Here is a 23,201-nt window from a genome sequence, read left to right on the forward strand (position 1 = left end):
GCTGCGAGCCCGATCGTAAACCGACTCTCAGAGATCGCGTGTCCATATCTGGCCGACCAGGTCGTGGCCGAAGCTGTGGTGGCGATACTCCTTCGCCAGCGTGAAATCGGTGGCCTCGTAGATGCGCCGGGCGGAAACCAGCACGTCGTTGGTCCACAGCATCATCCCCCGGTAGCCGGCAGCGCGGGCGAAGGCAATGCAGCGGTCCACCAGACGGCGGCCGATGCCATGGCCGCGTCCGCTGGGGTCGACCAGCAGGCAGCGCAACTGGGCGAGCGTGGGGTCGTCCGCGTTCCGCACCACGAAAACGCAGCCGGCGCGCACGCCGTCGACCTCAGCGATCCACATCCGCTCGCGGGCGGGGTCGTGGCGCGTGGCGAAGTCGGCGAACAGCGTGGCCACCAGCGCTTCGAACTCCTCGTTCCAACCGTACTCGTCGGTGTACAGCCGGCCATGCCGTTCGATCGCCCAGCCGATGTCGCCCGGGCGATGAGTGCGAATGGTGACGCGGCCGCGGGCACGGGGCTCCGCGCCTGCCAGCAGGCCCCGCATAGATCGCATGCTGGACAGCAGGCGATCACGTGCATCGGGTGAAAGTCCGCCCAGGATGTCCGAGGCCTGGGCGCGGGAGCTGCGGTCGAGCCGCTCGAACGCCCGCTTGCCGGCGGCGGTCAGTGACAGCAACATGCGCCGGCGATCGTCCGGCGAGGGCTTGCGCGTGATCAGTCCATTGTCGGCAAAGCCCTGCACGATACGGCTGAGGTAGCCGGCATCCAATCCCAGCAGGTCGCCGATCTCGTTGGCGCTGGCTTGCGCGCGTTGTGCCAGCTCGAACAGGACACGGGCCTGGGTGAGGGTGAACGAACTGGACAGAAGGCCTTTTTCCAGCACGCCGATCCGGTGCGTGTAGAAACGATTGAATTCGCGGAACGTTTCCACGTGTGTGGCAGGTACGGCACTCGGCATGACGGCGGCTCCTCTCCGGGGAATATTGGACGTGACGTATGGGACCTCGGAAAAACTGGCCATTGCTCGTCATCCCACCGAAAGCTGGGATCCAGTGTCCTTGGGCTTCGATAAATGAGAGTCACTGGGTCCCAGCTTTCGCTGGGATGACGGTCCAAATCACGGGTTTTTCGAGTTTCCCACATCGGCATAATAGTTGACGCAGTCAATTATATGGCGATTTCCCGAAGGATGGCACTCAGTGGTTGTTGGGCCGCCTGATATGCTGCAGCACCGCCGATCATCAGCCTTGCCGCATGTCCTACGTTCTCGATCTCACCTGTGATCTGATCCGCCGCCGCTCGGTGACGCCGGAAGACGCCGGTTGCCTGCCGTTGATTGGCGGACGGCTGGTGTCCGCGGGCTTCCGCGTCGAGCATTTGCGCTATGGCGAAGTCGACAATCTATGGGCCGTGCATGGCACGGCTGGGCCGACGCTGATTTTCCTCGGCCATACCGACGTGGTGCCCAGCGGCCCCGAGGCATCATGGCAGAGCCCGCCGTTCGAACCGACGATCCGCGATGGCCGTCTATACGGCCGCGGCGCCGCCGACATGAAAGGCTCGGTGGCGGCGATGGTGGTGGCGTTGGAGCAGTTCGTCGTGGCGCATCCGGATCATCGCGGGCGGGTTGGGCTGCTGTTGACCAGTGATGAGGAGGGGCCGACCAATCTTGATGGTGTGCGCAAGGTGGTCGAGCACTTCCGTGCCATCGGCGAGCACATCGACTGGTGCGTGGTCGGCGAGCCGTCGGCAAAAGAGCAGCTCGGCGACCTGGTTCGCGTGGGCCGGCGCGGCTCGCTGTCGGGCACGCTCAGCGTGCGTGGCGTACAAGGGCATGTGGCTTATCCGGAAAAGGCACTGAACCCGATCCACGCCTTCGCACCCGCGCTGGCCGAGCTGGCTGCCGAGCGCTGGGATGAAGGCAACAGCGACTTCCCCCCCACCTCGTTCCAGGTCTCCAATCTCAACGCGGGCACCGGCGCCACCAATGTGATTCCCGGCGAGCTCAAGGCGCTGATCAATTTTCGTTACTGCACCGCGAGCCGTGCCGAGGATCTGCGCGCGCGTACCGAGGCGATCCTGCACCGCCATGGTCTGGACTTCGCGCTGGACTGGAACCTCTCCGGCGAACCGTTCCTCACTCCGCCCGGCGGCGTGCTGCGCGAAACCGTGGTGGCGGTCTGCCGCGAGCTGTGTGGTATCGATCCCGAGCAAAGCGCCGGCGGCGGCACCTCCGACGGTCGTTTCATCGCGCCGATGGGCACCGAGGTGGTCGAGATCGGTCCGGTCAACGCCACGATCCACAAGGTGGATGAGTGCGTGGCCCTGCAGGAACTGGAGCAGTTGCCGCAGCTGTATCGCGCCGTCTGCGAGCGCCTGCTGATCGGGGCCTGACCGTGCGATAGCCCCTGGCCGGCGCAGCTGCAGGCCAGCGCTGCAGGTTGCGTTGAATGGATCAGCGCATCAGGTCTGCTGGTCGCCGCCGGCATCCGGCGGGATCGTTCGTGATGCGCCGCCCGCGCTTGAGTACCACCCAACCTCCGCCTCAGTAGCGACGCGTGGGATATCTGCCGTGGCAGTGAACGTGTGCATGACGAAGGCGATCTGCCGGGTTCACGTCGCGGCGACGGCCACCCGCGGCGGCGGGTGCCCGGCGGCGGCGCGCACACCGAGGCGTCGCTGCAGCGCCGGGCTGGTGGTCGTGTACTGCAGGTTTACCTTGTCGCCGGGATGCAGGTGCGCGTGCGCGGCGAAGGCGCACAGCGCCGCCTCGTGGAAGCCGGAGAGGATCAGCTTCTTCTTGCCTGGGTAGGTATTGATGTCGCCCACCGCGAAGACGCCGGGGATGGATGTCTGGAACGTCGACGGATCCACCACCAGCTGCTGGTGTTCCAATGCCAGTCCCCAGTCGGCGATAGGCCCGAGTGCCGGATGCAGGCCCCAGAACACCAGCAGGTGGGAAGCCTCGATGCGCTGGACCATGCCGCTGCGCGTGCGCACGCGCACCTGCGCCAACGTGTCGTCGGTGGTCTCCAGTCCGACGATGTCGCCCTCGCACAGCTGCATGCGGCCCTCGTCGCACAATGCATGCATGCGCGCCACGTTGGCCGGCGCGGCGCGGAAGGTGGACGAACGGTGTACCAGCACCAGGCTGCGCACCCGGTCGACCAGGGTCAGCGCCCAGTCCAACGCCGCATCGCCACCGCCGGCGATCACGATGTCCTGGTCGTCGAACAGTGCAGGCTGCGACACCTTGTAATGCAGCGCGCGGCCAACCAATGATGCGGCCTCCGGCAGGTCGAGCGTGCGCGGAGCGAACGCGCCCAGCCCGCCGGCGATGATCACCACGCCGGCATCGAACGCCAGCCCCGTGCTGGTATGCAGGCGGAAGCGGCCGTTCTCCATGCGCTCGAGCGAAGTGACGGTGTTGCCCAGATGGAACTGCGGCGCGAACGGGCGGATCTGCTGCTGCAGCCGCGCGATCAACTCGCGTCCGCTGCACGCTGGCACCGCCGGGATGTCATAGATCGGCTTGTCCGGATACAGCTCGATGCATTGCCCGCCGGCATGCGGCATGGAATCGATCACGTGCGCATCCAGCCCGAGCAGGCCCAGCTCGAAAACCTGGAACAGGCCGACCGGTCCCGCCCCGATAATGACGGCATTGCAGTTGATCATGGGACGAATCCGCCTTGTGGACTGGGCGGATCATGCGTGCGCACGGAGGCGGGGCGTTTGATCTCGATCAGGTAAGCCCGGACCGCCCGTGTGGTCGAATGCCGCACAGGCCTTCCGGTCCGAGCCCCGCGAGCAAAGCTTCGTGGCAGGGACGGCGTGACCGTAACTGAGGCGTGCGGGGTTCCTGGTAAGGGGAGCCGTTCGCCGCGTCAGTGTGTCAGTACGTGGCCGGGCTCCAGAGTAAGCGTGTGCTGGGTCTGCCCCGGCAACAACGGTGTGGGTCGGCCGTCGACCCAGTCCTCATGTCCCGCGCCGAAGTACGGCGACAGCGGGTTGTCGCTCTGGCCGCCCGGCATTTCGAGGACACCTTCGGTTTCGTGACCGGGCGATACGTCGAGCCGCTCGGACGCGCCGAAGCCGGGGGTGTCGACGCGCGGCATGTTGCTGTCGCCGGGCAGTGGCTGAGTGGGCATGTCGATGAAGCGGCCGAGCCAGTTCGGCAATGCAGCGGAAAGCGGGTGACGGATACGGCTGCGGTTGTACTCGCCCCAGTTGCGTGCGGCGAGGCCGCCGGGTTGCTGGCCAAGCTCGGCCGCCACCTGGCTGGCCGCATCGGTGAGCAAGGCGTTCCAGTCAGGATATTTCGCATCGAGCAGCTGCGGCGGCTGGCCGCGGATCAATTCCCACACCGCGGCCTCGGCGCTGTGGTGGGCGGGCCAGCTGAAGTCGGGATAGCGCCGGTTCACCCGCGCCACGAACGGCGCCAGCACGAGCTCGCTGACCCGCTCGCGGAATGCGCGCACCAACCGGTAGTCGACGCTGTCGACGGCGGCGCGTCCGCGCCACGTCCGGGTGAGCTGGCGCAACTGCTGCAGCGCCGGCGTCTTGGCATTGATCAATGTCTGCTGCAGCAACTGCTGCCAGCGGGTCAGCAGAAGCGCGCGGTTGTCCAGCTGGATGTCGAGCAGGTTGCCGGGTGTGAAACCGGCATGCGCCTGCAAGTCGTCGCGGACCTGTTGGGCGCGGGCGCCGAGGTCGTAGCCGCCGTCGCCGAGCAGGGTCAGCGCATCGCCGTCGACGGTACGGTTGTTGGCCGTCCACAGGCGGCCGTCGGCGGGATTTTCGATGCGTGGGTATTGCGCGGATGCGGCCCAGCCCTGCCAGCCGTTGCCGGGTATCGACCAGTCCGACGGCAGCAGCGGATCGATGCCTGCACGCAGCGGAATGCCGTTGCCGGCGATCGTCCAACCGATATGTCCGGCGCTGTCGGCGACCAGCAGATTCTGTGGCGGCATGCCGAGTCGTGGTGCCAGGTTCAACGCAGCAGGCACATCGCGTGCGTGTTCCAGCTCCATCAGGTCGAGGTTGTAGCTGCGTGGGCGGCCGGCGATCCACGCCGATGCCAGCGGCGTGCCGTCGGCGTCCTTGCCCATGATCGGCCCCCAGCGGGTGTCCTCGACCTTGAGGACGGTGTCGGGCCTGCCCTTGACCTGGATGTGCTCGTCGTGGCTTTCGATCGTCGCCCAGCCGTCGGGCACTTTGTAGCGCATGGGGTCGGCACGATCGCGCAGCACACGCACCCAGTCCTGCCAGTCGCCATAGCTGTTGGTAAAGCCCCAGGCGATCTGGCCGTTGCTGCCCACCACGACGGCGGGCGTACCGGGCAGGCTGACGCCGTTGACGTCACGCCGTCCGTTCGGTGCGCTGGCGTCGGGATAGCGCAGCCGGGTGCGGAACCAGATGTTCGGCACGCGCAGGGACAGGTGCATGTCGTTGGCGAGCATCGCCGCGCCGGTGGCAGTGAGTGTTCCGGCGACCGCAAAATTGTTGCTGCCGGGACGCCGCGCGTCGAGCGCCGGCGCCAGCGCAGCGGTCAGTTTGGCGGAAGGTTGGGTCGCGGCCAGATGGCGCAGGTCGAACACGTCGGCCGCGGGGATCACCGGCGAGTGCGACAGCTGGCCGCTCAGCGGCGCTTCCCAATCGGGGTCGGGCGCCAGCAGGAAATCCACCAGTGGACCGGGCAGCACCGAGCGCATCTGGCCAAAGCGCAGTTCGCGCTCGTTGCGGCCGTCGCCGTTCAGATCGAGGTACATCGCGGCGATCACCAGCGCGCTGTCTTCGGAACGCCACGGCCGCGGCTGGACGCCCAGCAGCAGGTATTCCCATGGCCGTACGCGCAGGTCGGCGAGTCCGGCGTTGACGCCGTCGCGGTAGCGGTCGAGCTCGTGTTTTTGCGTCGCCGGCAACTGCGCATAAGCCGCCTCGACCACGGCGCGCAGGCGATGGCGGCGATGGTTGAGATCGGTTTCCAGCGCCGCCGGCCCGACCAGGGCGGACAATTCTCCGGCCGACATGCGACGCATCAAGTCCATCGCGAAGAAGCGCTCCTGCGCGTGCACGAAGCCAAGCGCGTAGCTGATGTCGGTGCGGTTTTTTCCCTCGATGGTGACCGTGCCCAGCGCGTCGCGGCTGATGCTGACAGGCGCCGAGAGGCTCGCGATGCGGCGTGCGCCGTCGAGTTGGGCCCGGCTGCCCGCGAGCAGCCACCAGCCAGCCGCCAATGCGATCAACAACAGCGCCAGCAGGGCGAGCAGCAGCGCGCGCAGGACACGCCAGCGCCGCGTCGTCATGGCTTGGCGAATACCGCGAAGATCCCGGCGTACGGCTTGACCATGAAAGCCGGTGCGCCGGTGTAGCCCTCGCCGTCGACGTACAGCTGCGAGATGCTGCCGTCCAGGTACAGCGCGTCGCGGCAACCGAGCCGGTCGCGGAACAGACGTCCAAACGTATGGAAGTTCACGGGCGCCTCGCTTACCGCGAAGACCACCTCGGTCGAGGTTTTCACGCAGACGCCGCTGCGCCATTTCAGGCTGGACGAATCATCGACGAACTGCTCGTTGAGCTTGCCGTCGATCAGCAGCATGGGGCCGGACTGGGTGGCCCATTGCGCCGGTTTGCCTTCGGCCTTGAACGCGGCGCTGGTGCGTACCGCTGCATGCCCGTTCGGATAGATCGCAAACACGCCATTCGGCAGCAGCGAGAAATTGCCGGATGCGGGGTTGCCATGCGCCAGGTTCAACGGCACCACGGTCTTGCCGTTTTCGACGTACAAGCCCAGCGGGGCGAACTTGTGGTCGTAGATGCCGGCATTGGTCGCAAACAGCAGTCGCCGGCCGTGCGCCTCGCCCCATTGGCGCAAGGATTCGATGCTGCTGAACGGCTGGCCGCTCTGCGGATCGCGCCAGTACAGGCCAAGCTGTTCGCGTTTGAGATCCAGCTGGACGACGCGGTAGTTCTGGCCCTCGAACGCCAGTTCGCCACTGTCCAGCGCCTTCGCGGTCGGCGTGCAACCGGGTGCGCCCACAACCAGGGCCAGTGGCAGCAACACATGCAGCAGCCTGCGCGGCCATCGTGGCGTGGTGCAGGTGTGCGGCGGGAGTGAGGCGGATCGGTACATCTGTGGATGGTCGCCGCCCCGCTACGTGGGCGCAAGCCCGGCGAAGGCGATTGTTCAGCCTATTCTGTGGGGAAGTGCGGCAGCCGTTAAACTCGATTTCTTTTACGGTGCTTCTGCGATGCCCTATACCCCGATAGTGGCAACCCTCGGCTATGTGCTGTCGCCCGACCGCCGCGAAGTGTTGATGATTCATCGCAATGCCCGCCCGGATGACCAGCACCTGGGCAAGTACAACGGCCTTGGCGGCAAGATGGAGCCGGGCGAGGATATCGCGAGCTGCATGCGGCGCGAGATCCTCGAGGAGGCCGGCATCAACTGCGAGTCGATGCAATTGCGCGGCACGCTGAACTGGCCCGGCTTCGGCAAGCAGGGTGAGGACTGGCTCGGCTTCATCTTCGTGATCGAGCGCTATACCGGCATACCCTTCGAGGCCAATGCCGAAGGGACGCTGGAGTGGGTGGCGCTGGAGCGCCTGCCGACGCTGCCGATGTGGGAAGGCGACCGCCACTTCCTGCCGCTGGTGTTCGACGCCGATCCGCGTCCGTTCCACGGTGTGATGCCGTACAAGGACGGCCGCATGCAGTCATGGTCGTATGCGCGGCTGTAGCGCTTTGATGTTGCGGGAACGCAGGAGGCGCTAGGCCACGTCTGCCAGCCATGTGGCGCTGGAGAACTTGCCCAGCGCCAGCTCTTCGGCCCGCGCCTGCTCATCCGGTCGCACGGCATCGTCGCTGAGGCCGTGCAGGCGGCGGAAGGTGGCGACCATGCGCTCGATCACCGCCTCGCGCGGCAGGCCGGTCTGGCTGCGCAACGGGTCGACCCGCTTGGCCGCGCTGACGGTGCCCTTGTCGGACAGTTTCTCGCGGCCTATGCGCAGCACATCCAGCATCTTCGCGGCGTCGATGTCATACGCCATCGTCACATGGTGCAGTACCGCGCCACCGCGGTGCACTTGCGCGGCGCCGGCGATCTTGCCGCCTTCGGAGGTGATGTCGTTGAGCGGCTGGTACCACGCCTTGATGCCCAGTTCGCCCAGCGCCTGCAGCACCCACTCGTCGAAGAAGGCATAGGCTTCCTGGAACGACAGCCCCTTGATCAGCGACTGCGGCGCGTAGATCGAATAGGTGATCGTGTTGCCCGGCTCGATGAACATGGCGCCGCCGCCGCTGACCCGGCGCACCACTTCGATGCCGTAGCGCTCTGCCGCGTCGGCATCGACCTCGTTGCGCAGCGACTGGAAGCGGCCGATCACTACCGCCGGGGCAGCCCATTCCCAGATGCGCAGGGTCGGCTTGCGGCGACCGGCACCGACTTCATGGGTCAGCACGTCATCCAACGCCATATGCAGCGATGGTGATTGCGGAATCGTGTGGATCAGCCGCCAGTCGTGGTCGCGCCAATCGGTACGCATCATGCCTCGGCTTCCCCGTGCAAAGCGCGGTGCACGGCGACCGCGATGGCTTCCGGCGAAAGACCATACATCATCACGTCGAGCGGAAGTGCGTCGCGCACGGCGTTGGCGAGCTCGGTTTCGGTGGCCTGTGCCGGCTGGTCTTCCAGCGCGGCGTTGATGGTGCGCAGCGCGCTATCCGGTTCCAGGAAGAAATCGCCGCTCAGCCGCACATCGGCGAGCCGGCCGTCGCGCACTTCCAGGTCGACGACCACCAGCTTGCCGCCTAGCATCTTGTATTCGCCATGCATGGACGGCTTCCGTCTGCGTTGTGTTGCCGATCGATCAGTGGCCGCGGCCGTGGAAACTGCCGGTGCCGCCGCCGATCGAGATGCTGACGCCTCCAGTGGGGTGATCGCAACTGCCGAACGCCTTGGTGAGGTTGACCGTGCCGGTCTGGTAGCTGCCGCCGACATGGTTGCCGCTGACCACGCCCATGCCGACGCTGCCGTGGACCTGCGGCTGGTTGTAACGGTAGTCGTCGCAGTCGGTGGTCGCGGCCGCTGTGGTGTCGTTGTTGCCCATGCGGCCGCTGGTATCGCCGTAATACACGCCTGGCGTGCTGCTGGCGGGTTTGGCGGCGGTGCTGCTGGCGGCGGGGATATCGCTGGGCGACAGCTTGAGGTTCAACGGTTTGGCGGGCGTCTGCGCCCAGGCCGAGGCCACCAGCAAGGTGGTCGCGAGGGCGGTGAGGTGCCGTTTGATGTTCATGCTTGACTCCGGGGTATGACGTGCTCAACGCGTCACGCGCGTCGGCGTGCACCTCCACCTTCGAAGCGTGCGGCGGCAGGAAGTTCCTGCCGCGCCGTTCAGCCGGTGGTCTCGATCCGCTCCACCCGACGCAGGCCGCGTGGCAGCAGGCCGCCCCGGGTGGCACGGTTGCCGCCGTATTCGACCAGATCCGCCCACTTCAAGGTGAGCTTGCGCTGGCCGGCGTACAAGGTGACCTCGCCCTTGCCCTCGCCGACCACCGCGATGCCGGCCACGCGCTCGTCGCCGCTGGTGAGCCTGGCCTTCGGCACCTCGATCAGTTTGTTGCCCTTGCCCTTGTCCAGCTCGGGCAGTTCGGCCACCGAGAACATCAGCAGATGTCCTTCGGTGGTGACCACCACGATACGGTCGCGCGCGGGGTCGGGGCTGACCTGGGGCGCCAGTACATGCGCGCCGTCGCTGAGACTGATGATTTGCTTGCCGGCCTTGTTGCGGCCTGTGAGCGACTCGAAGCGGGCGACGAAGCCGTAGCCGAAATCGGTGGCGAGGATCAGCCGCGTGTCGTTGTCGCCGGCGATCACCGCGTCGAAGCTGGCGCCGGCGGCCGGGCTGAAGCGCCCGGTTAGCGGCTCGCCGTTGCCGCGCGCCGAGGGCAGGGTATGCGCGGGGGTGGAATAGCTGCGCCCGGTGGAGTCGATGAACGCCACTTGCTGGGTGGTGCGGGCCTTCACGGTGGCGAGCAGACCGTCGCCCTCGCGATAGTTCAGGCCTTCGGCATCGATGTCGTGGCCTTTCGCCGCGCGCGCCCAGCCTTTCTGACTCAGCACCACGGTGACCGGCTCGCTGGCGACCAGCGCGCTTTCGTCCAGCGCCTGAGCCGCTTCGCGCTGCACCAGCGGCGAACGGCGGTCGTCGCCGAACTTGGCGGCGTCGGCGCGCAGTTCTTCCTTGATCAGCCCCTTCAGCTTGGCCGGCGATTTCAGCAGCACGGTGATCTTGGCGCGTTCCTCTTCGAGCTGGTCGCGCTCGGCGTTGATCTTCATCTCTTCCAGCCGCGCCAGCTGGCGCAGGCGGGTTTCCAGGATGTAGTCGGCCTGTTCCTCACTGAGCTTGAAGCGCGCTATCAGCACGGGCTTGGGCTCGTCCTCGCTGCGCACGATGCGGATCACCTCGTCGAGATTGAGGTAGGCGATGCGCAGCGCTTCCAGCAAGTGCAGGCGGCGTTCGACTTTCGCCAGCCGGTGTTCCAGTCGCTTGGTCACCGTGCTGGTACGGAAGGTCAGCCACTCGCTGAGGATGCGCTTGAGGTTCTTCACTTGCGGCCGGCCGTCCAGGCCGATCATGTTGAGATTGATGCGGAAGCTCTTCTCCAGATCGGTGGTGGCGAACAGGTGCGGCATCAGCTCGTCGGCATCGACGCGGCTGGAACGCGGCACCAGCACCAGCCGGATCGGATTCTCGTGATCGGACTCGTCGCGCAAGTCCTCGATCATCGGCAGCTTTTTTGCGCGCATCTGCGCAGCGATCTGTTCGAGGATCTTCGACGGACTGACCTGGTGGGGCAGCGCGGTGATCACGATGTTGCCTTCCTCGCGCTGGTACACCGCGCGGGCACGCACCGAGCCCATGCCGCTCTCGTACATCGCCAGCAGATCGGCGCGCGGCGTGATGATCTCCGCCTCGGTCGGATAATCCGGTCCACGCACATGCTCGAACAGGTCGGCCACGGTGGCGTCCGGATCGTCCAGCAGGCGGATGCAGGCGCTGGCCAGCTCGCGCAGGTTGTGCGGCGGAATATCGGTGGCCATGCCCACCGCGATGCCCATCGAACCGTTCAGCAGCACATGCGGCACGCGTGCCGGCAGCCAGCTCGGTTCCTCCAGCGTGCCGTCGAAATTCGGCACCCAGTCGACCGTGCCCTGGCCCAGCTCGCCCAGCAGCGCCTCGGCGATCGGGCTGAGCTTGGACTCGGTATAGCGCATCGCCGCGAAGCTCTTCGGATCGTCCGGCGAGCCGAAGTTGCCCTGGCCATCGACCAGCGGATAACGATACGAGAACGGCTGCGCCATCAGCACCATCGCTTCGTAGCAGGAGCTGTCGCCGTGCGGATGGAACTTGCCGATCACGTCGCCGATGGTGCGCGCGGATTTCTTCGGTTTCGCCGTGGCGGCCAGCCCCAGCTCGCTCATCGCGTAGATGATGCGCCGCTGCACCGGCTTCAGGCCGTCGCCCACGAACGGCAGCGCGCGGTCCAGCACCACGTACATCGAGTAGTCGAGATAGGCCCGCTCGGCGTATTCCTTCAGCGGGATTTGTTCGTAATTGGCTTGCAGGTTCATGCGGCGATGTCTGATGAGTTGCGCGCGGTGCGCGGATAACCGGTCGATGGTGCCAGATCATGCCGTCGCGGGACAGCTTGCCTCGCGGCGACTATTGTGAGGTGCCGGCTGCCACGCTTCATCGGGTTTTGCCTTTGATGGCGGGCAGGGGCGGCGCGCGCAAGGGGACCGGAGTGGATTGCACGATCGAGGTGGTGGTCTGGCCGTAGCGCAGGAAGCGGTCGAGGATCAGGTCGAGATTTTCCAGTGCATCCAGATGCACCTTGATGATGAAACAGTCCTCGCCCGTGACGCGATGACACTCCACGACCTGCGGCATCTTCTGCGCCAGTTCGGCGATCTTCGGCAATTGCCCCGGCACCGGCCGCACGCGGACATACGCCGTGATCGGCCAGCCCATCGCCTTCGGATCCAGGTCGAGCCGGTAGCCCCGGATCACGCCGGCATCTTCCAGCCGGTTCAATCGTTCCTTCACCGCGGGAGCCGACATGCCGACGGTGGTCGCCAGCTTGGTCACAGGCTGGCGCGGGTCCGCCTGCAGGGCGTGAATCAACGCGATATTGCGCGGATCGGACATGAGACTGGAAATCTGAGGCATATGGCTCACCAAACCTACAACAAGTAAAAAATTAGCCAATAAATCCTTTGTGTATGGATGGATCATGCGCTTATTACTTGTAAAAGTAGAGCCATGCACAATGAACCGCAAACATCAACGCTGGAACGGTCGCCGCTTCCTGGCGCTTCTCTCGACGAACGGTTGCCGCCGCACCTGTATTTCGTCGTCAGCGCGGTGTTCCATTATCTGGGCCCGGCGTTTGCCGTGTTGCTCTTTTCCCGCGTGGAACCACTGGGCGTGGCATGGCTGAGGATCACCAGCGCCGGCTTGATCTTTGCGTTATGGCGAAGGCCGTGGCGCTATTTCATGCGGCAGGACGCGAACGTACGGTGGAACATCGTGGCGCTGGGCGCCGTACTCGGCTGCATGAATGTCTGTTTCTATCTGGCGATCGCACGACTGCCGTTGGGCACCGTGGGCGCGATCGAGTTCATCGGCCCCATCGCGCTGGCGCTGGCGGGCACGCGCACGCAGCGCAATATCGTCGCGCTCGCCGTGGCGGTGGCCGGCGTCTGGATGTTGACTCACCTCCGGATCGCGGACGCGCCGATGGGTTTCCTGTTCGCCTTTGCGAACTGCGGCCTTTTCATGCTCTACATCGTGCTCGGGCATCGTGTCGCCAGGGACGGCGGCAGCGCAGGCGTCGATCGGCTCGCCGCGGCAATGCTGGTGGCGCTGTTGCTGGTGATGCCGCTGGGTCTGCATGACGCGGCGGTGGCTTTCGCCAGTCCGGCCCTGCTGGCCGCCGGCATCGGCATCGGCGTGTCGTCGTCGGTGATCCCTTATATATGCGACCAGCTGGCGATGGCGCGCCTGCCGCGTGCCACGTTCGCGTTGCTGCTTGCGTTGTTGCCTGCCACGGCGAGCATGATCGGCATCGTGGTGCTGCACCAGATACCGAGTCCCGTCGAGATGACCGGCATCGCTCTGGTCATCGCCGGCGTCAACCTGCACCGGGCGAGTCGCCGGTGAGCGTCGCGCCTATTTTCGCGCCTAATTTTCGCGTATTTCGAGAAGCCAAGAGGAGAATTCACCATGGACTACATCAATCTGGGCAAGTCGGGTCTCAAGGTCTCGCGCATCTGCCTTGGATGCATGAGCTATTCGGTAACACCTACCGACGAGAGGCCATGGACTCTGGACGAGGAGCACGGCCGGCCGTTCATCCGGCGCGCAATCGAGCTGGGCATCAACTATTTCGACACCGCCAACATGTATTCGGGCGGCGACAGCGAACTGATGCTGGGCCGCGCACTGCATGATTTCGCCCGGCGCGAGGAAGTCGTCATCGCGACGAAGGTGTTCTATCCGATGCGTGCCGATGCGAACGGCGGAGGCTTGTCGCGCAAATCGATCATGACCGAGATCGATGCCAGTCTGCGCCGGCTGGGCACGGATTATGTCGATCTTTACCAGATTCACCGCTGGGACGAGGCCACGCCGATCGAGGAGACGCTGGAGGCGCTGCACGACGTGGTGAAGTCGGGCAAGGCGCGCTATATCGGCGCCTCGTCGATGTCGGCGTGGCAGTTCGCCAAAGCGCTGTATACCGCCGACCTGCACGGCTGGACGCGTTTCATCTCCATGCAGCCGCACTACAACCTGCTCTATCGCGAGGAGGAGCGCGAGATGCTGGAACTGTGCGCGCAGGAAGGCATCGGCGTGGTGCCGTGGAGCCCGCTGGCGCGTGGCCGGCTGGCGCGGGCGTGGGAGGACGAACCCAGCACCGTGCGCGGTGGCTCCGACCCGTGGGGCGATGGCGTGTATGCCGCGAGCAAGGCAGCGGACAAGGCGGTGGTGGAACGTGTCGGCGAGGTCGCCGCGCGACTCGGCGTGCCCCGCGCACAGGTGGCGCTGGCCTGGCTGCTGCACAAACCCACGGTGACCGCGCCGATCGTGGGCGCGACCAAGCCGCACCATCTGGAAGAAGCGGTGGCGGCGCTGGCGGTCAGGTTGCCGGATGCCGAGATCGAGGCGCTTGAGGCGCGCTACGTGCCGCACGCAGTCGCTGGCATCGACTGATCGAGACGGAGGGTCAGGCGGGGCTCTTAACAGCCGAAGGGCTGGTCATCGGGTTTCATGGGGCGATCTGATAGGTGTCGATTCTCGGCCGACCATCGAGCCGTCGCCTGCGCAAGCCGTCAATCTGCAAGAAGGGGTCCTTCTCCCGCTGGGAGAAGGTGCCGACAGGCGGATGAGGGTACGCACGGAGCGGGAAATATCACTCTTGCGCTCCGACCGAACCCTCTCCCGGCGGGAGAGGGGCTTTACGTCGCAACGCAACCATTCGGAACCGCTCCTTCAGCAGACAATCCGCCGCAAGCTTTCCACTACTGGCGGGCAGCCTCGATACCCAGCTTGTGCAACTGTGCCTGCACGCTGTCCGGCCCGGCCAGGTGGGCGGCGCCGACGGCGATGAAGATCGTGCCGCTGTGGTTGCGCAGCAGGTCGCCGATGCGGGCGGCCCAGTTCTGGTTGCGTTGCACCAGCAGGCGCTGATACAGCTTCGGTTCGGTCTGCCGCAAGTCCTCGTCTTCGAGGCGGGCGATGGTGGCGACATCGCCGTTCTTCCACGCGTCGATCAGCTGGGTCAGTTCGATCGGGCCCTTGTCGACATCGCGGATACTGGAACGCAGGAAGGCCAGTTCCACCGACGGCGGCATGTCGGCGAGAAAACGGATCTGCTGCTCGGCGGTTTCCAGCCCCAGCACCTGTTTGCCGTCGCCGGCCATCTGCGCCTTCAGCTGCTTGTCGACGCCATGCTCGGGGTCGAGTCCGGCCTTCAGCAGCGGCGCCGTCGCCAGTGTCAAGGCGGCCAGCCATGGGCGCATCACGTTGAGCGCCTGCACGCCGCCGGGTACACCGGCCTTGTTCGCCGCGATCGTCAGCCGCAGCTGTTCGGACGGGTTCAGCAAGCTCGGCAGCGGATGGGCCACGTCCACGCCATAGCGCAGCACCAGCGCCATCATGTTCGCCTGGTCGTCGTTGGTCAGTTCGATATACAGCGTCTTGCTGTCCGCCACCGCCCGGTCCAGCGCCGGGTAGTGCCACGCGGTGTCGTTAGGCAGCAGGTGCACGGTGCCGAACAGGTAGATGGTGGTGTCGGCGTCCTTCACCACCCATAGCGCGGGGCGGGCGATGGTTGCCGCGGGCAGCAACAGAAATAGGCAAAACAGCAGGCGCGCAGGCAAGGACGGTTTCATGTCGACATTGTCGCGCGTATCGCACGGGTCATGAACGCGCTGTTGGGATCCTCGACGTAGTCGGCGAACGGCCCGCACATTACGAAACCGAAGCGCGCATACAGACGGCGGGCTGGCGCGAATCCTTCCATCGAGCCGGTCTCCAGGCTCACGCGCTCATAGCCGCGGCGGTCGGCCTCCTCCAGGATGTGCTGCATCAGCCTCGCCGCCACGCCTTTGCGGAGATGGGCCGCGGAAGTGCGCATCGACTTGATCTCGCCATGCCGGCGATCGAGCTCCTTCAGTGCGCCGCAACCCATCAGTTCGCCGTCGTGCCACACGCTCCAGAACGTGATCTCAGGCCGGCGCAGACCGTCGAGGTCGAGCGCATGGATGCTCTCCGGCGGCGAATGCTGCGCCACGCCCTGCAGATGCTCGCGCAGCAGCTGGATGATGTCGGAGCCGGTGAGGTCGTCGAGGCGGATGTGCATGGGTTCCGCCGTATTCCTAGGTCGGGGTTTCGTTGGTCAATGCGTAGGCGCTGCCGCGTGCGGGGTCGATCGGCCGGACCTCGCAGACCAGGCCGTAAGCCAGGCATGGGTTTTCCGCCGCAATGCGTGCTGCTTCGTCCAAGCTGTTCGCGAGGATGAACCAGTAACCGCCGACCACCTCTTTGGCCTCGGCAAACGGGCCGTCCATGGTCGTTCGCCGCGACACCACCTTGCCCTCGCGCGCCAGCCGTTTGCCGACCCCGATCCTGCCCTCGCCAAGGAGCCGGTCATACCACGCGTAGAACCGGTCGATCGCGTCCTGGATATCTTCGCGCGAGGCGTCCTTGTCCCATTGGCCGCGGGAGAGGACGAGGTATTCGGAGAGTGGACTTTGCTGGTTCATGGTTCGCTTCCGTTGGATTTGCATCGTGCTGGCAGATACGACGCCGCAAAAGGCCGGACTCCGGCGAACAGCAACTTCAGCGCGGGACGCGGTAGCCGCCTGCAACGCCATGCGGACTCAGCGTGATCTGCCACAGCTGGTCGCGACGACTGCGGAACACGGCGGCGGACACGGCGAGGTAGTAGCGCCACATGCGCCGGAAGCGTTCATCGTAGGTTCCCGGCAGCGACGGCCACGCCGCTTCGATGTTGGCGCGCCACGCCGTCAGGGTGCGGTCGTAGTCGGCGCCGAAGTTGTGCCAGTCCTCGACCACGAACAGGTCCTCCAGCGCGGCCGCCACCTGGCTGGCGGCGGGGATCATCGAGTTCGGGAAGATGTATTTCTCGATCCACGGGTCGGGCTGTGCCGGCGCGCTGTTGCTGCCTATGCAATGCAGCAGCGACAGGCCGTCCTCCTTCAGGCAACGGCGCACGGTTTCGAAATACGCGCGATAGTTCTTGCCGCCGACATGCTCGAACATGCCCAGCGAATACACCGCATCGAAGCGCTCGTTGATGTCGTGGTAATCCTGCAGGCGGATCTCGATCGGCAGCCCCGCGCACATTTCGCGCGCGTACTCGGCCTGCTCCTGCGAGACGGTAATGCCGACGCCCTCGATGCCGTAATGCTCGGCGGCGTACTTCAACGCCTCGCCCCAACCGCAGCCGATGTCGAGCACGCGCTGGCCAGTCTTGAGCTGCAGTTTGCGGCAGACCAGATCGAGCTTGGCCGCCTGTGCGTCGTCGAGGTTGTCGGCTTTCGCCCAGTAACCGCAGGAATACACCATGCGCCGGCCCAGCATGGCCTGGAACAGATCATTGCCGAGATCGTAATGCGCCTTGCCGATCTCGAACGCGCGCTCGCCGCGCTGCAGATTGATGAAACGGGCCTTCAGATGCGCAAGCAAGGTGTCTAGTGTTTTCAGTTCCTGATCAAGCCCGGCGGTAAGCAATCGCGTGCACAGGCCGGGCAGGTCGTCGGCATCCCACCAGCCGTCCATGTACGCCTCGCCCAGGCCCAGCGAGCCGCGGGCGAACACGCGGTTGTACAGGCGTCCGTCATGCACGCGCAGGTCGATCGGAGCATCGCCGTCGATGTGGATGCCGGCCTGTTCGAGCAGTTCGCTGGCGCGGTTTTTCAGATCGTCCTGGCTCATGCTTGCCTCGTCGTTGGGCGGTTCGTGCTGATCAGTGTTTGCCGAGCAGTGCAAAGCTTGCCGGTGAATACGCATACGTCGCATCGACGCCGGCCGCGCGTACCAGCTGCAGCAGCAATTCGACCTGGTCTTCGCGCAGCAGGAATTCGACCTTGACCGGCAGGTCGTCGGCCAGCTCGAAGAACTGTTCCTCGTGCAGCACGCCGTGCCGGCCGAAACCGGCGATCGCGCGGAATACCGAACCGCCGCCTAGGCCATGCTGCTTGGCCTGTTCCAGCAGCCACTCGGACAGCAGCATGCCGTCGTGCTTCGCGCGCAGGTGGCAGTAAAAATACAGATGCACGCCTTGTTGCAGGTTTTCCTGATTCATGCGATTCCCCGGATCAATGGCGCAGCAGGCTGCGAGTGAGGAAGATGCCGAGCACGGTCATCGCCAGTGAGCCGACCACATGCACCGCCACGTGACCGCTGAACCACAGGTATTGCTGACGTAGCAATAGCGTGGCGGATTCGGCCGAGAAGGTGGAGAACGTGGTCAGGCCACCCAGGAAGCCGGTGAATACGAACAGCCGCAGTTCCGGCGCCAGGGTCTGGAAATGGTCGAACAGGCCCATCACGCAGCCCATCAGCAGGCCGCCGACGAGATTCGCGGCCAGCGTGCCCAGCGGCAAGGTGGGAAACAACGGGTTGAGCATGACGCCCAAGCCCCAGCGCAGCCAGCAGCCGATGGCTCCGCCGACACCAATTGCAACAAATCCACTAAAGCCCACGAGCGCGTCTCCTGACAATGAAAGTGTCCGGTTGCCGCGGTGGCAGGCACGCCTGCGCCGCCGGAAGCCGGTGGTGCAGGCATCATCAACCTCAACGACGGACGAGAGGTGGTTTGTCACGGGATGCCGAAGAATGCCCGAAACGGGAGGCATGCCATCTCCCCTGGCAACCATCCTAGTCGATCAGGCGGTCCCGCCGTCAAGCGTGGCGCGTGGTTGCGGCGGCTCTATACTGCGCGACCCGCCGACACTGTTGTGCCCCATGAACCCACCCCATCGCACCATGCGACGCAGCTTGCCCTGGTTGCTGGCGGCGTTGTCGATGATCGGGCCGTTCTCGATCGATGCGGTGTTTCCGTCGTTTCCGTTGATCGGCGCACGTTTTGCGGTGGATGACACCGGGCTGCAGCAACTGCTCAGCGTGTACCTGATCACGTATGCGGCCATGAGCCTGTTCCACGGTGCGATCTCCGATGCGATTGGGCGCAAGCCGGTCATCGTTACTGGCATGCTGGTCTATGCGCTCGCTTCGGCGGGCGCCGCACTGTCGACCTCGTTCGCGATGTTGTTGACCTGCCGCGGCTTGCAAGGCATGTGCGCCGGTGCGGGTCTGGTCGTGGGGCGCGCGATAGTCCGCGACACCCACGAGGGCGCTGCCGCGCAGCGGCTGATGTCGCACGTGATGATGATTTTCGGGGTGGCGCCGGTGATTGCACCGATGGTCGGCGCGCTGCTGCTGCCACTGGGTGGCTGGCACGGCATTTTCTGGGTGCTGGCGGGATTCACCACGCTGCTGGCACTGGCCCTGGCCTTGCTGCTTGCGGAAAGCCACCCACCGGCGCGGCGTACATCGTTCGCGCCGCGGCCGCTGCTGGCCAGCTATCTGTCGTTTGGCCGCGATCGGCCATTCTGGCCGCTGCTGATTTCCAGTTCGGTCAACTTTGCCGGGCTGTTCCTGTATATCGCTTCAGCACCGCGCATCGTGCGCCAGCTGCTGCATCTTTCGGCGGCGGATTTTCCGTGGCTGTTCCTGCCGGTGGTGACCGGCCTGATCGGTGGTGCGTGGCTGTCCGGGCGGATGGCCGAACGGCACACTGCAACTTTCACGCTGAATCTGGGCTATGCGGTGATGTTGCTGGCCTGTGCCCTGCATCTGCTGCTGGCGTGGGTGTTTCCCGCGCCGCGGCTGCCGTGGTCGATGCTGCCGCTGATCCTGCACGGCGTCGGCGTGCAGCTGGCGTTTCCCACCTTGACGCTGTTGCTGCTGGATCGTTTCCCGCGGCAGCGTGGCGGGATTTCCTCGGTGCAGGCGTTCGCCAGTCTGCTGCTCTGCAGCGTGGTGGCCGGCGTGCTGTCGCCACTGCTGTCGGTCAGCATGCTGCATCTCGCACTCGGCGCATCGGTGCTGACCGTCATCGGCGTGCTGGCTTGGCGGTGGTACCACGCGATCATGCGTCGTTCGCCCGATCGACCAGCGGCAGCCGTCGACCCGGCCACGGAGATGCAGGCAGAGATTGCCGAGCCGCGCTGAGCGGGAACTACACCGGTGGCGCCGGCGGGTCCGGATCGGAGGGTGTGTTCTGCACAACGGCATCCGTCGACATCAGCACGGTCGCGCGCGCCAGCGCCTGTACCAGCGAAGGTGAGCGGTAGCTCGCATCGGCGAGCCAGCGCTGCCAGACCGAGTCGTCCACTTTTTCGTTGACGCCGGTGCCCAGCGTGCGGTCGAACGGCGGCTTGAATTCCTTGTAGAGGCCGTACATGAATTCAGCATACGAATTGCGTGCCATGCCCATGTCGGCATCGATAGCCGGAGCGATCAGTGAGTCGCATGCCAGGCCAGCGGCCATCGCTTTGCGCTGCATCCACGCTAATGGCAGATCAGGCAGCGGATCGGGCTTGCGGCCGGCTGCATCGCAATCGTTGCCGCCACCGACGTCGGCATGTGACCCGATGAACCAGCGTTGTTCGATCTCGACCTGTTCGGGTTTCTTCGAGGTCAGGGTTTCGCCGGGTTTCAGCGTATAGGGGTTACGCGTCCATACCGCCGGCGCAAAATCGGCGCGGTGCTCGTCCAGCGCCAGTGCCTGATACGCGTATTTGACGATCTTGCTGAGCTCGGTGTCGTGGAATCGATAGCGGGCGCGGGCATACGGGAACCACGAAGCCGTGTCCGGAATGCCGAGCGAGCCGACCGTATCCCATACCCCGACGAAGTGGATCTCGATTTCGGTCGAACGGCTGGCGCGGAACGCCACTGCGGCCGGGTCGTCCGGCTTGGTCCCGACATCGCGGTAGAAATCGTAGGCGCCGGAAATATCCGCCTTGGCCACACTGCCATCGGCGCCGCGCCTGAGCAGGCCGCACTTGCGGATCATCCCGCCGAGGCTGCGCGCCGTGTATGCGCCGCGACTGAAGCCGAACAGATAGATATCGTCGCCGGGTTGCCACACCGCACACAGCCAGCGGTAGCCCTCGATCACGTTGTCGGAAAGGCCGTAGCCGAACGCGCCGCCAAGCAGGTGAGTGAGGCCCGGCGACACACCGACACCGGGGAGATAATTGACCAGTTGCTCGATGCCGGCCGCGTCGCGCCGCGCAATCAGCTGGCGCAGCCGTTCCACACTGGTATTGGACTCCGGTTTGTTCCAGGTGCCATCGAACAGCAGCACCAACCTGCGTGTGGCCATGACGCCTCCAGCGCTGTCGTAGTCATTCCGGGTCGACTCTAGGCCGCGATGCGCGGCGAGGCTAGTGCCCGGCATGATCGCGCTGTTCAGCAGAGTCGGCGAAAGAATGGTGTACGGGAATTGCCACAAAGACGACACGACGTTGACGGCCACTTGACTGCACATGGGCGATGAGTGGTGTTATCCAGACCAGCGGAGTCTCGCCATGCCGTACAAAGCCATCAGCGACCTGCCTGATTCGGTACGCAATCACGTGCCCGCACACGCGCAGGAAATCTACAAGGAAGCGTTCAATCACGCGTGGAACGAATATGCCGACGAGGACGAGCGGCGTGGCGATGAATCGCGCGAGGAGGCTGCCCACAAGGTCGCTTGGGCGGCGGTGAAGAAGCAATACAGCAAGGGCGCTGACGGTGACTGGCACGCACGCTAGGACTCGGGCGAACGCTCAGATCAGCCCGCGCTCCTGCAGAAACTTCAGCGCTTCGCCTGCATCCTGTTCGAACCACGCACGCGTCGACCCGAGCCGGAACGAATAGCCCCAGGCATCCATGTCGGCCATCAGCCGCGCGCGCCCCACGCCGGGCAATTGGTCAGCCAATACGATCTGCAGGTAGCAGGTAGCGTCCTCTTCCTCGATCGAATCGGTGGCGTCGGTATGGACGTCCGGACGTCTTTCCTGCGGCAGCACGATCAGGTGGCCGGCTTCGTGCAGCAGCGAATGCACCGGCGTGTCGTCGCGCGCATAGACGGTATTGCCGATGATGCCGGCTTCCTCATCGCCCCAGAAGCTGCCGGGGATCGGCTCGCCGGCGGCCACGCGCTGCAACTGCAACCCGTGGCGGGCGAGCAGGGCGGTGGGCGCCTCGAATCCGATCTGCTCCATCCGCATCACGGTGCTGGCCGGTTTGTCGGAATCGGAAGGGGGGTAGGTGGCGGAATGCATTTGCGTGCGCGCTTGGCGCAGATGATCGAGGTGGGGTATAACGCCGGGCGATGCTGGATCGCCCCGCGGACAGGCTGCAGCGATTACCGCCCAGGCCGGCCGTCCCGGCGCAGACTCAACCGGTTTTGGCTTCGCTCTTGGTTTCGCTCTTGGCAGCCTGCTTGCCTTCCGGCAAGGTCACCGAGAGTTCGAGGATCTCGTGGCCGCTGTCGCGCTCGAAATTGATGTTGATCGCATCGAGGTCGACGTGAACGTATTTCTTGATCACTTCGAGCAACTCGTTACGCATCATCGGCAGGTAGTCCGGTGCGCCGCGGCTGGAACGCTCCTGTGCCACGATGATGCGCAGGCGCTCGCGGGCCACGGTGGCGGTGGCCTCCGGCTTGCGCTTCAGGAAATCAAGAATACCCATCGTGATCAACCTCCGAACACGCGCTGGAGAAAGCCCTTCTTGGGCACGTCGATGAAGCGCAGCGGGCGCTCCTCACCGAGGATGCGGGCCACGGTATCGCTGTAAGCCTGACCGGCATGCGAATTGGCATCGACGATAACCGGAATGCCGTTGTTGGAAGCGGTCAGCACGTTTTCCGATTCGGGGATCACGCCGACCACTTCGATGCCGAGGATTTCCTCGACGTCCTTGACGCTGAGCATTTCGCCGATGGCGACGCGGGCAGGGTTGTAGCGTGTCAGCAGCAAGTGCTGGGTGACCGGGCCCTCGCCGCGCTCGGCACGCCGGGTCTTGCTGGCGAGCAGGCCGAGGATGCGGTCGGAGTCACGCACCGAGGAGACTTCCGGGTTGACCACCACGACAGCGTGATCGGCGAAGTACATCGCCAGATGCGCGCCCTTCTCGATGCCGGCCGGCGAGTCGCACACGACGTAGTCGAAGCCGTCTTCGGACAGGCCGTCGAGTACTTTCTCGACGCCTTCCTGGGTCAGCGCGTCCTTGTCGCGGGTCTGGCTGGCGGCCAGTACGTAAAGGTTGTCGTGGCGCTTGTCCTTGATCAGCGACTGTTTCAGCGTGGCTTCGCCGTGCACGACATTGACGAAGTCGTACACCACGCGCCGTTCGCAGCCCATGATCAGGTCGAGGTTGCGCAAGCCGACGTCGAAATCGATCACGGCGACTTTTTTCCCGGCCATCGCCAGGCCGGTGGCGAGCGAGGCGCTGGTCGTCGTCTTGCCGACGCCGCCTTTGCCTGAGGTGACAACGATAATCTCAGCAGTCAAGGGCCCATCTCCGCATGATTGTTCTTGTT

General features: G+C 65.2%; 25 protein-coding genes and 1 riboswitch. Of the genes, 6 read left to right on the forward strand and 19 right to left on the reverse strand.

Going from position 1 to position 23,201, the window contains the following annotated elements:
- Positions 1-27 precede the first annotated feature (27 nt).
- Positions 28-966, reverse strand: a complete 939-nt coding sequence (locus BUA26_RS15765) for a bifunctional helix-turn-helix transcriptional regulator/GNAT family N-acetyltransferase (protein ID WP_072761816.1) — start codon at positions 964-966, stop codon at positions 28-30.
- A gap of 296 nt (positions 967-1,262) precedes the next feature.
- On the opposite strand from BUA26_RS15765, the gene dapE reads away from it, so the two are divergent.
- Positions 1,263-2,402 (forward strand): succinyl-diaminopimelate desuccinylase, encoded by a 1,140-nt coding sequence (gene dapE / locus BUA26_RS15770; RefSeq protein ID WP_072761817.1) that lies wholly within the window; start codon positions 1,263-1,265, stop codon positions 2,400-2,402.
- Positions 2,403-2,621: 219 nt separating this feature from the next.
- Here the strand turns inward: dapE and BUA26_RS15775 are convergent, their stop codons facing one another.
- The 3 genes from BUA26_RS15775 to BUA26_RS15785 all read right to left on the reverse strand — a co-directional run bounded on the left by BUA26_RS15775 (position 2,622) and on the right by BUA26_RS15785 (position 7,083).
- Positions 2,622-3,686 carry an NAD(P)/FAD-dependent oxidoreductase gene (locus BUA26_RS15775; protein ID WP_072761818.1) on the reverse strand — a complete coding sequence of 355 codons (1,065 nt, stop codon included), beginning with the start codon at positions 3,684-3,686 and terminating at the stop codon, positions 2,622-2,624.
- 209 nt (positions 3,687-3,895) lie between these two features.
- Positions 3,896-6,316: a penicillin acylase family protein gene (locus tag BUA26_RS15780; protein WP_072761819.1), complete on the reverse strand. Its 2,421-nt coding sequence runs from the start codon at positions 6,314-6,316 to the stop codon at positions 3,896-3,898.
- Positions 6,313-7,083 (reverse strand): phosphodiester glycosidase family protein, encoded by a 771-nt coding sequence (locus BUA26_RS15785; protein ID WP_072761986.1) that lies wholly within the window; start codon positions 7,081-7,083, stop codon positions 6,313-6,315. The genes BUA26_RS15780 and BUA26_RS15785 overlap by 4 nt, the downstream gene beginning before the upstream one ends.
- Before the next feature lie 178 nt (positions 7,084-7,261).
- Here BUA26_RS15785 and BUA26_RS15790 point away from each other — a divergent pair, with 178 nt between their 5' ends.
- Positions 7,262-7,750, forward strand: a complete 489-nt coding sequence (locus BUA26_RS15790; protein WP_072761820.1) for an NUDIX hydrolase — start codon at positions 7,262-7,264, stop codon at positions 7,748-7,750.
- A gap of 30 nt (positions 7,751-7,780) precedes the next feature.
- Here BUA26_RS15790 and BUA26_RS15795 read toward each other — a convergent pair whose 3' ends face one another.
- From BUA26_RS15795 to BUA26_RS15810, 5 genes are all read right to left on the reverse strand, one after another.
- Positions 7,781-8,557, reverse strand: coding sequence for a lipoate--protein ligase family protein (locus tag BUA26_RS15795; RefSeq protein WP_083573046.1), 777 nt, complete (start codon positions 8,555-8,557; stop codon positions 7,781-7,783).
- A complete protein-coding gene (locus BUA26_RS20635; RefSeq protein WP_083573047.1) occupies positions 8,554-8,844 on the reverse strand; it encodes a lipoate-protein ligase small subunit in 291 nt (96 codons plus the stop codon). Before BUA26_RS20635 ends, BUA26_RS15795 begins: the two co-directional genes overlap by 4 nt.
- A gap of 34 nt (positions 8,845-8,878) precedes the next feature.
- Positions 8,879-9,304 carry a hypothetical protein gene (locus BUA26_RS15800; protein ID WP_072761821.1) on the reverse strand — a complete coding sequence of 142 codons (426 nt, stop codon included), beginning with the start codon at positions 9,302-9,304 and terminating at the stop codon, positions 8,879-8,881.
- A gap of 98 nt (positions 9,305-9,402) precedes the next feature.
- On the reverse strand, positions 9,403-11,643 hold the full coding sequence (parC, locus tag BUA26_RS15805) for a DNA topoisomerase IV subunit A (RefSeq protein WP_072761822.1): 2,241 nt from the start codon (positions 11,641-11,643) through the stop codon (positions 9,403-9,405).
- 118 nt (positions 11,644-11,761) lie between these two features.
- A complete protein-coding gene (locus BUA26_RS15810) occupies positions 11,762-12,307 on the reverse strand; it encodes an Lrp/AsnC family transcriptional regulator (protein WP_255368390.1) in 546 nt (181 codons plus the stop codon).
- Positions 12,308-12,334: 27 nt separating this feature from the next.
- Between BUA26_RS15810 and BUA26_RS15815 the strand changes: the two genes are divergently transcribed.
- Both BUA26_RS15815 and BUA26_RS15820 read left to right on the forward strand, forming a co-directional pair.
- Entirely contained in the window at positions 12,335-13,234 is a 900-nt protein-coding gene (locus BUA26_RS15815; RefSeq protein ID WP_072761824.1) for an EamA family transporter, read from the forward strand.
- A 63-nt stretch (positions 13,235-13,297) separates the two neighbouring features.
- A complete protein-coding gene (locus BUA26_RS15820; protein ID WP_072761825.1) occupies positions 13,298-14,284 on the forward strand; it encodes an aldo/keto reductase in 987 nt (328 codons plus the stop codon).
- 308 nt (positions 14,285-14,592) lie between these two features.
- Here BUA26_RS15820 and BUA26_RS15825 read toward each other — a convergent pair whose 3' ends face one another.
- From BUA26_RS15825 to crcB, 6 genes are all read right to left on the reverse strand, one after another.
- Positions 14,593-15,465 (reverse strand): TraB/GumN family protein, encoded by an 873-nt coding sequence (locus tag BUA26_RS15825; protein ID WP_072761826.1) that lies wholly within the window; start codon positions 15,463-15,465, stop codon positions 14,593-14,595.
- Positions 15,462-15,935 carry a GNAT family N-acetyltransferase gene (locus BUA26_RS15830; protein WP_072761827.1) on the reverse strand — a complete coding sequence of 158 codons (474 nt, stop codon included), beginning with the start codon at positions 15,933-15,935 and terminating at the stop codon, positions 15,462-15,464. The genes BUA26_RS15825 and BUA26_RS15830 overlap by 4 nt, the downstream gene beginning before the upstream one ends.
- A 16-nt stretch (positions 15,936-15,951) precedes the next feature.
- Positions 15,952-16,338, reverse strand: a complete 387-nt coding sequence (locus BUA26_RS15835) for a YciI family protein (RefSeq protein WP_072761828.1) — start codon at positions 16,336-16,338, stop codon at positions 15,952-15,954.
- A gap of 76 nt (positions 16,339-16,414) precedes the next feature.
- Complete coding sequence (cfa, locus tag BUA26_RS15840; RefSeq protein WP_072761829.1) at positions 16,415-17,533, reverse strand: cyclopropane fatty acyl phospholipid synthase; 1,119 nt, start codon at positions 17,531-17,533, stop codon at positions 16,415-16,417.
- Positions 17,534-17,564: 31 nt separating this feature from the next.
- Positions 17,565-17,903 (reverse strand): DUF190 domain-containing protein, encoded by a 339-nt coding sequence (locus tag BUA26_RS15845; RefSeq protein WP_072761830.1) that lies wholly within the window; start codon positions 17,901-17,903, stop codon positions 17,565-17,567.
- Between the two features lie 13 nt (positions 17,904-17,916).
- Positions 17,917-18,303: a fluoride efflux transporter CrcB gene (gene crcB, locus BUA26_RS15850; protein ID WP_072761831.1), complete on the reverse strand. Its 387-nt coding sequence runs from the start codon at positions 18,301-18,303 to the stop codon at positions 17,917-17,919.
- A 69-nt stretch (positions 18,304-18,372) separates the two neighbouring features.
- Positions 18,373-18,474, reverse strand: a riboswitch (Fluoride riboswitch).
- Between the two features lie 91 nt (positions 18,475-18,565).
- Between crcB and BUA26_RS15855 the strand changes: the two genes are divergently transcribed.
- Positions 18,566-19,834, forward strand: a complete 1,269-nt coding sequence (locus BUA26_RS15855) for a multidrug effflux MFS transporter (protein WP_083573048.1) — start codon at positions 18,566-18,568, stop codon at positions 19,832-19,834.
- 7 nt (positions 19,835-19,841) lie between these two features.
- On the opposite strand, the gene BUA26_RS15860 is transcribed toward BUA26_RS15855, so the two are convergent.
- Positions 19,842-20,993 (reverse strand): DUF2235 domain-containing protein, encoded by a 1,152-nt coding sequence (locus BUA26_RS15860; RefSeq protein WP_072761987.1) that lies wholly within the window; start codon positions 20,991-20,993, stop codon positions 19,842-19,844.
- Positions 20,994-21,198: 205 nt separating this feature from the next.
- Here BUA26_RS15860 and chaB point away from each other — a divergent pair, with 205 nt between their 5' ends.
- A complete protein-coding gene (chaB, locus tag BUA26_RS15865) occupies positions 21,199-21,426 on the forward strand; it encodes a putative cation transport regulator ChaB (protein WP_072761833.1) in 228 nt (75 codons plus the stop codon).
- Between the two features lie 15 nt (positions 21,427-21,441).
- Here chaB and BUA26_RS15870 read toward each other — a convergent pair whose 3' ends face one another.
- From BUA26_RS15870 to minD, 3 genes are all read right to left on the reverse strand, one after another.
- Positions 21,442-21,939 (reverse strand): hypothetical protein, encoded by a 498-nt coding sequence (locus tag BUA26_RS15870; protein WP_072761834.1) that lies wholly within the window; start codon positions 21,937-21,939, stop codon positions 21,442-21,444.
- A gap of 115 nt (positions 21,940-22,054) precedes the next feature.
- The gene (gene minE / locus BUA26_RS15875; protein WP_072761988.1) at positions 22,055-22,351 is read right to left on the reverse strand and encodes a cell division topological specificity factor MinE; all 297 of its coding nucleotides are present in this window, start codon (positions 22,349-22,351) and stop codon (positions 22,055-22,057) included.
- 5 nt (positions 22,352-22,356) lie between these two features.
- A complete protein-coding gene (gene minD / locus BUA26_RS15880; protein WP_072761835.1) occupies positions 22,357-23,172 on the reverse strand; it encodes a septum site-determining protein MinD in 816 nt (271 codons plus the stop codon).
- Between the last annotated feature and the right edge of the window lie 29 nt (positions 23,173-23,201).

Origin of the sequence: Rhodanobacter sp. OK091 (assembly GCF_900142825.1) — a bacterium.
Lineage (GTDB): Bacteria > Pseudomonadota > Gammaproteobacteria > Xanthomonadales > Rhodanobacteraceae > Rhodanobacter.

Excerpts from the sequence above, each read along its gene's own strand:
- cfa (WP_072761829.1), bottom strand. The coding sequence starts at position 17,533 with ATGAGCCAGGACGATCTGAAAAACCGCGCCAGCGAACTGCTCGAACAG.
- BUA26_RS15825 (WP_072761826.1), bottom strand. The coding sequence starts at position 15,465 with ATGAAACCGTCCTTGCCTGCGCGCCTGCTGTTTTGCCTATTTCTGTTG.
- BUA26_RS20635 (WP_083573047.1), bottom strand. The coding sequence starts at position 8,844 with ATGCATGGCGAATACAAGATGCTAGGCGGCAAGCTGGTGGTCGTCGAC.
- BUA26_RS15790 (WP_072761820.1), top strand. The coding sequence starts at position 7,262 with ATGCCCTATACCCCGATAGTGGCAACCCTCGGCTATGTGCTGTCGCCC.
- BUA26_RS15795 (WP_083573046.1), bottom strand. The coding sequence starts at position 8,557 with ATGATGCGTACCGATTGGCGCGACCACGACTGGCGGCTGATCCACACG.
- BUA26_RS15820 (WP_072761825.1), top strand. The coding sequence starts at position 13,298 with ATGGACTACATCAATCTGGGCAAGTCGGGTCTCAAGGTCTCGCGCATC.
- BUA26_RS15780 (WP_072761819.1), bottom strand. The coding sequence starts at position 6,316 with ATGACGACGCGGCGCTGGCGTGTCCTGCGCGCGCTGCTGCTCGCCCTG.
- BUA26_RS15835 (WP_072761828.1), bottom strand. The coding sequence starts at position 16,338 with ATGAACCAGCAAAGTCCACTCTCCGAATACCTCGTCCTCTCCCGCGGC.
- BUA26_RS15815 (WP_072761824.1), top strand. The coding sequence starts at position 12,335 with ATGCACAATGAACCGCAAACATCAACGCTGGAACGGTCGCCGCTTCCT.
- BUA26_RS15870 (WP_072761834.1), bottom strand. The coding sequence starts at position 21,939 with ATGCATTCCGCCACCTACCCCCCTTCCGATTCCGACAAACCGGCCAGC.
- BUA26_RS15855 (WP_083573048.1), top strand. The coding sequence starts at position 18,566 with ATGAACCCACCCCATCGCACCATGCGACGCAGCTTGCCCTGGTTGCTG.
- parC (WP_072761822.1), bottom strand. The coding sequence starts at position 11,643 with ATGAACCTGCAAGCCAATTACGAACAAATCCCGCTGAAGGAATACGCC.
- dapE (WP_072761817.1), top strand. The coding sequence starts at position 1,263 with ATGTCCTACGTTCTCGATCTCACCTGTGATCTGATCCGCCGCCGCTCG.
- BUA26_RS15775 (WP_072761818.1), bottom strand. The coding sequence starts at position 3,686 with ATGATCAACTGCAATGCCGTCATTATCGGGGCGGGACCGGTCGGCCTG.
- BUA26_RS15765 (WP_072761816.1), bottom strand. The coding sequence starts at position 966 with ATGCCGAGTGCCGTACCTGCCACACACGTGGAAACGTTCCGCGAATTC.
- BUA26_RS15830 (WP_072761827.1), bottom strand. The coding sequence starts at position 15,935 with ATGCACATCCGCCTCGACGACCTCACCGGCTCCGACATCATCCAGCTG.
- minE (WP_072761988.1), bottom strand. The coding sequence starts at position 22,351 with ATGGGTATTCTTGATTTCCTGAAGCGCAAGCCGGAGGCCACCGCCACC.
- BUA26_RS15810 (WP_255368390.1), bottom strand. The coding sequence starts at position 12,307 with ATGATCCATCCATACACAAAGGATTTATTGGCTAATTTTTTACTTGTT.
- BUA26_RS15845 (WP_072761830.1), bottom strand. The coding sequence starts at position 17,903 with ATGAATCAGGAAAACCTGCAACAAGGCGTGCATCTGTATTTTTACTGC.
- chaB (WP_072761833.1), top strand. The coding sequence starts at position 21,199 with ATGCCGTACAAAGCCATCAGCGACCTGCCTGATTCGGTACGCAATCAC.
- BUA26_RS15800 (WP_072761821.1), bottom strand. The coding sequence starts at position 9,304 with ATGAACATCAAACGGCACCTCACCGCCCTCGCGACCACCTTGCTGGTG.
- BUA26_RS15860 (WP_072761987.1), bottom strand. The coding sequence starts at position 20,993 with ATGGCCACACGCAGGTTGGTGCTGCTGTTCGATGGCACCTGGAACAAA.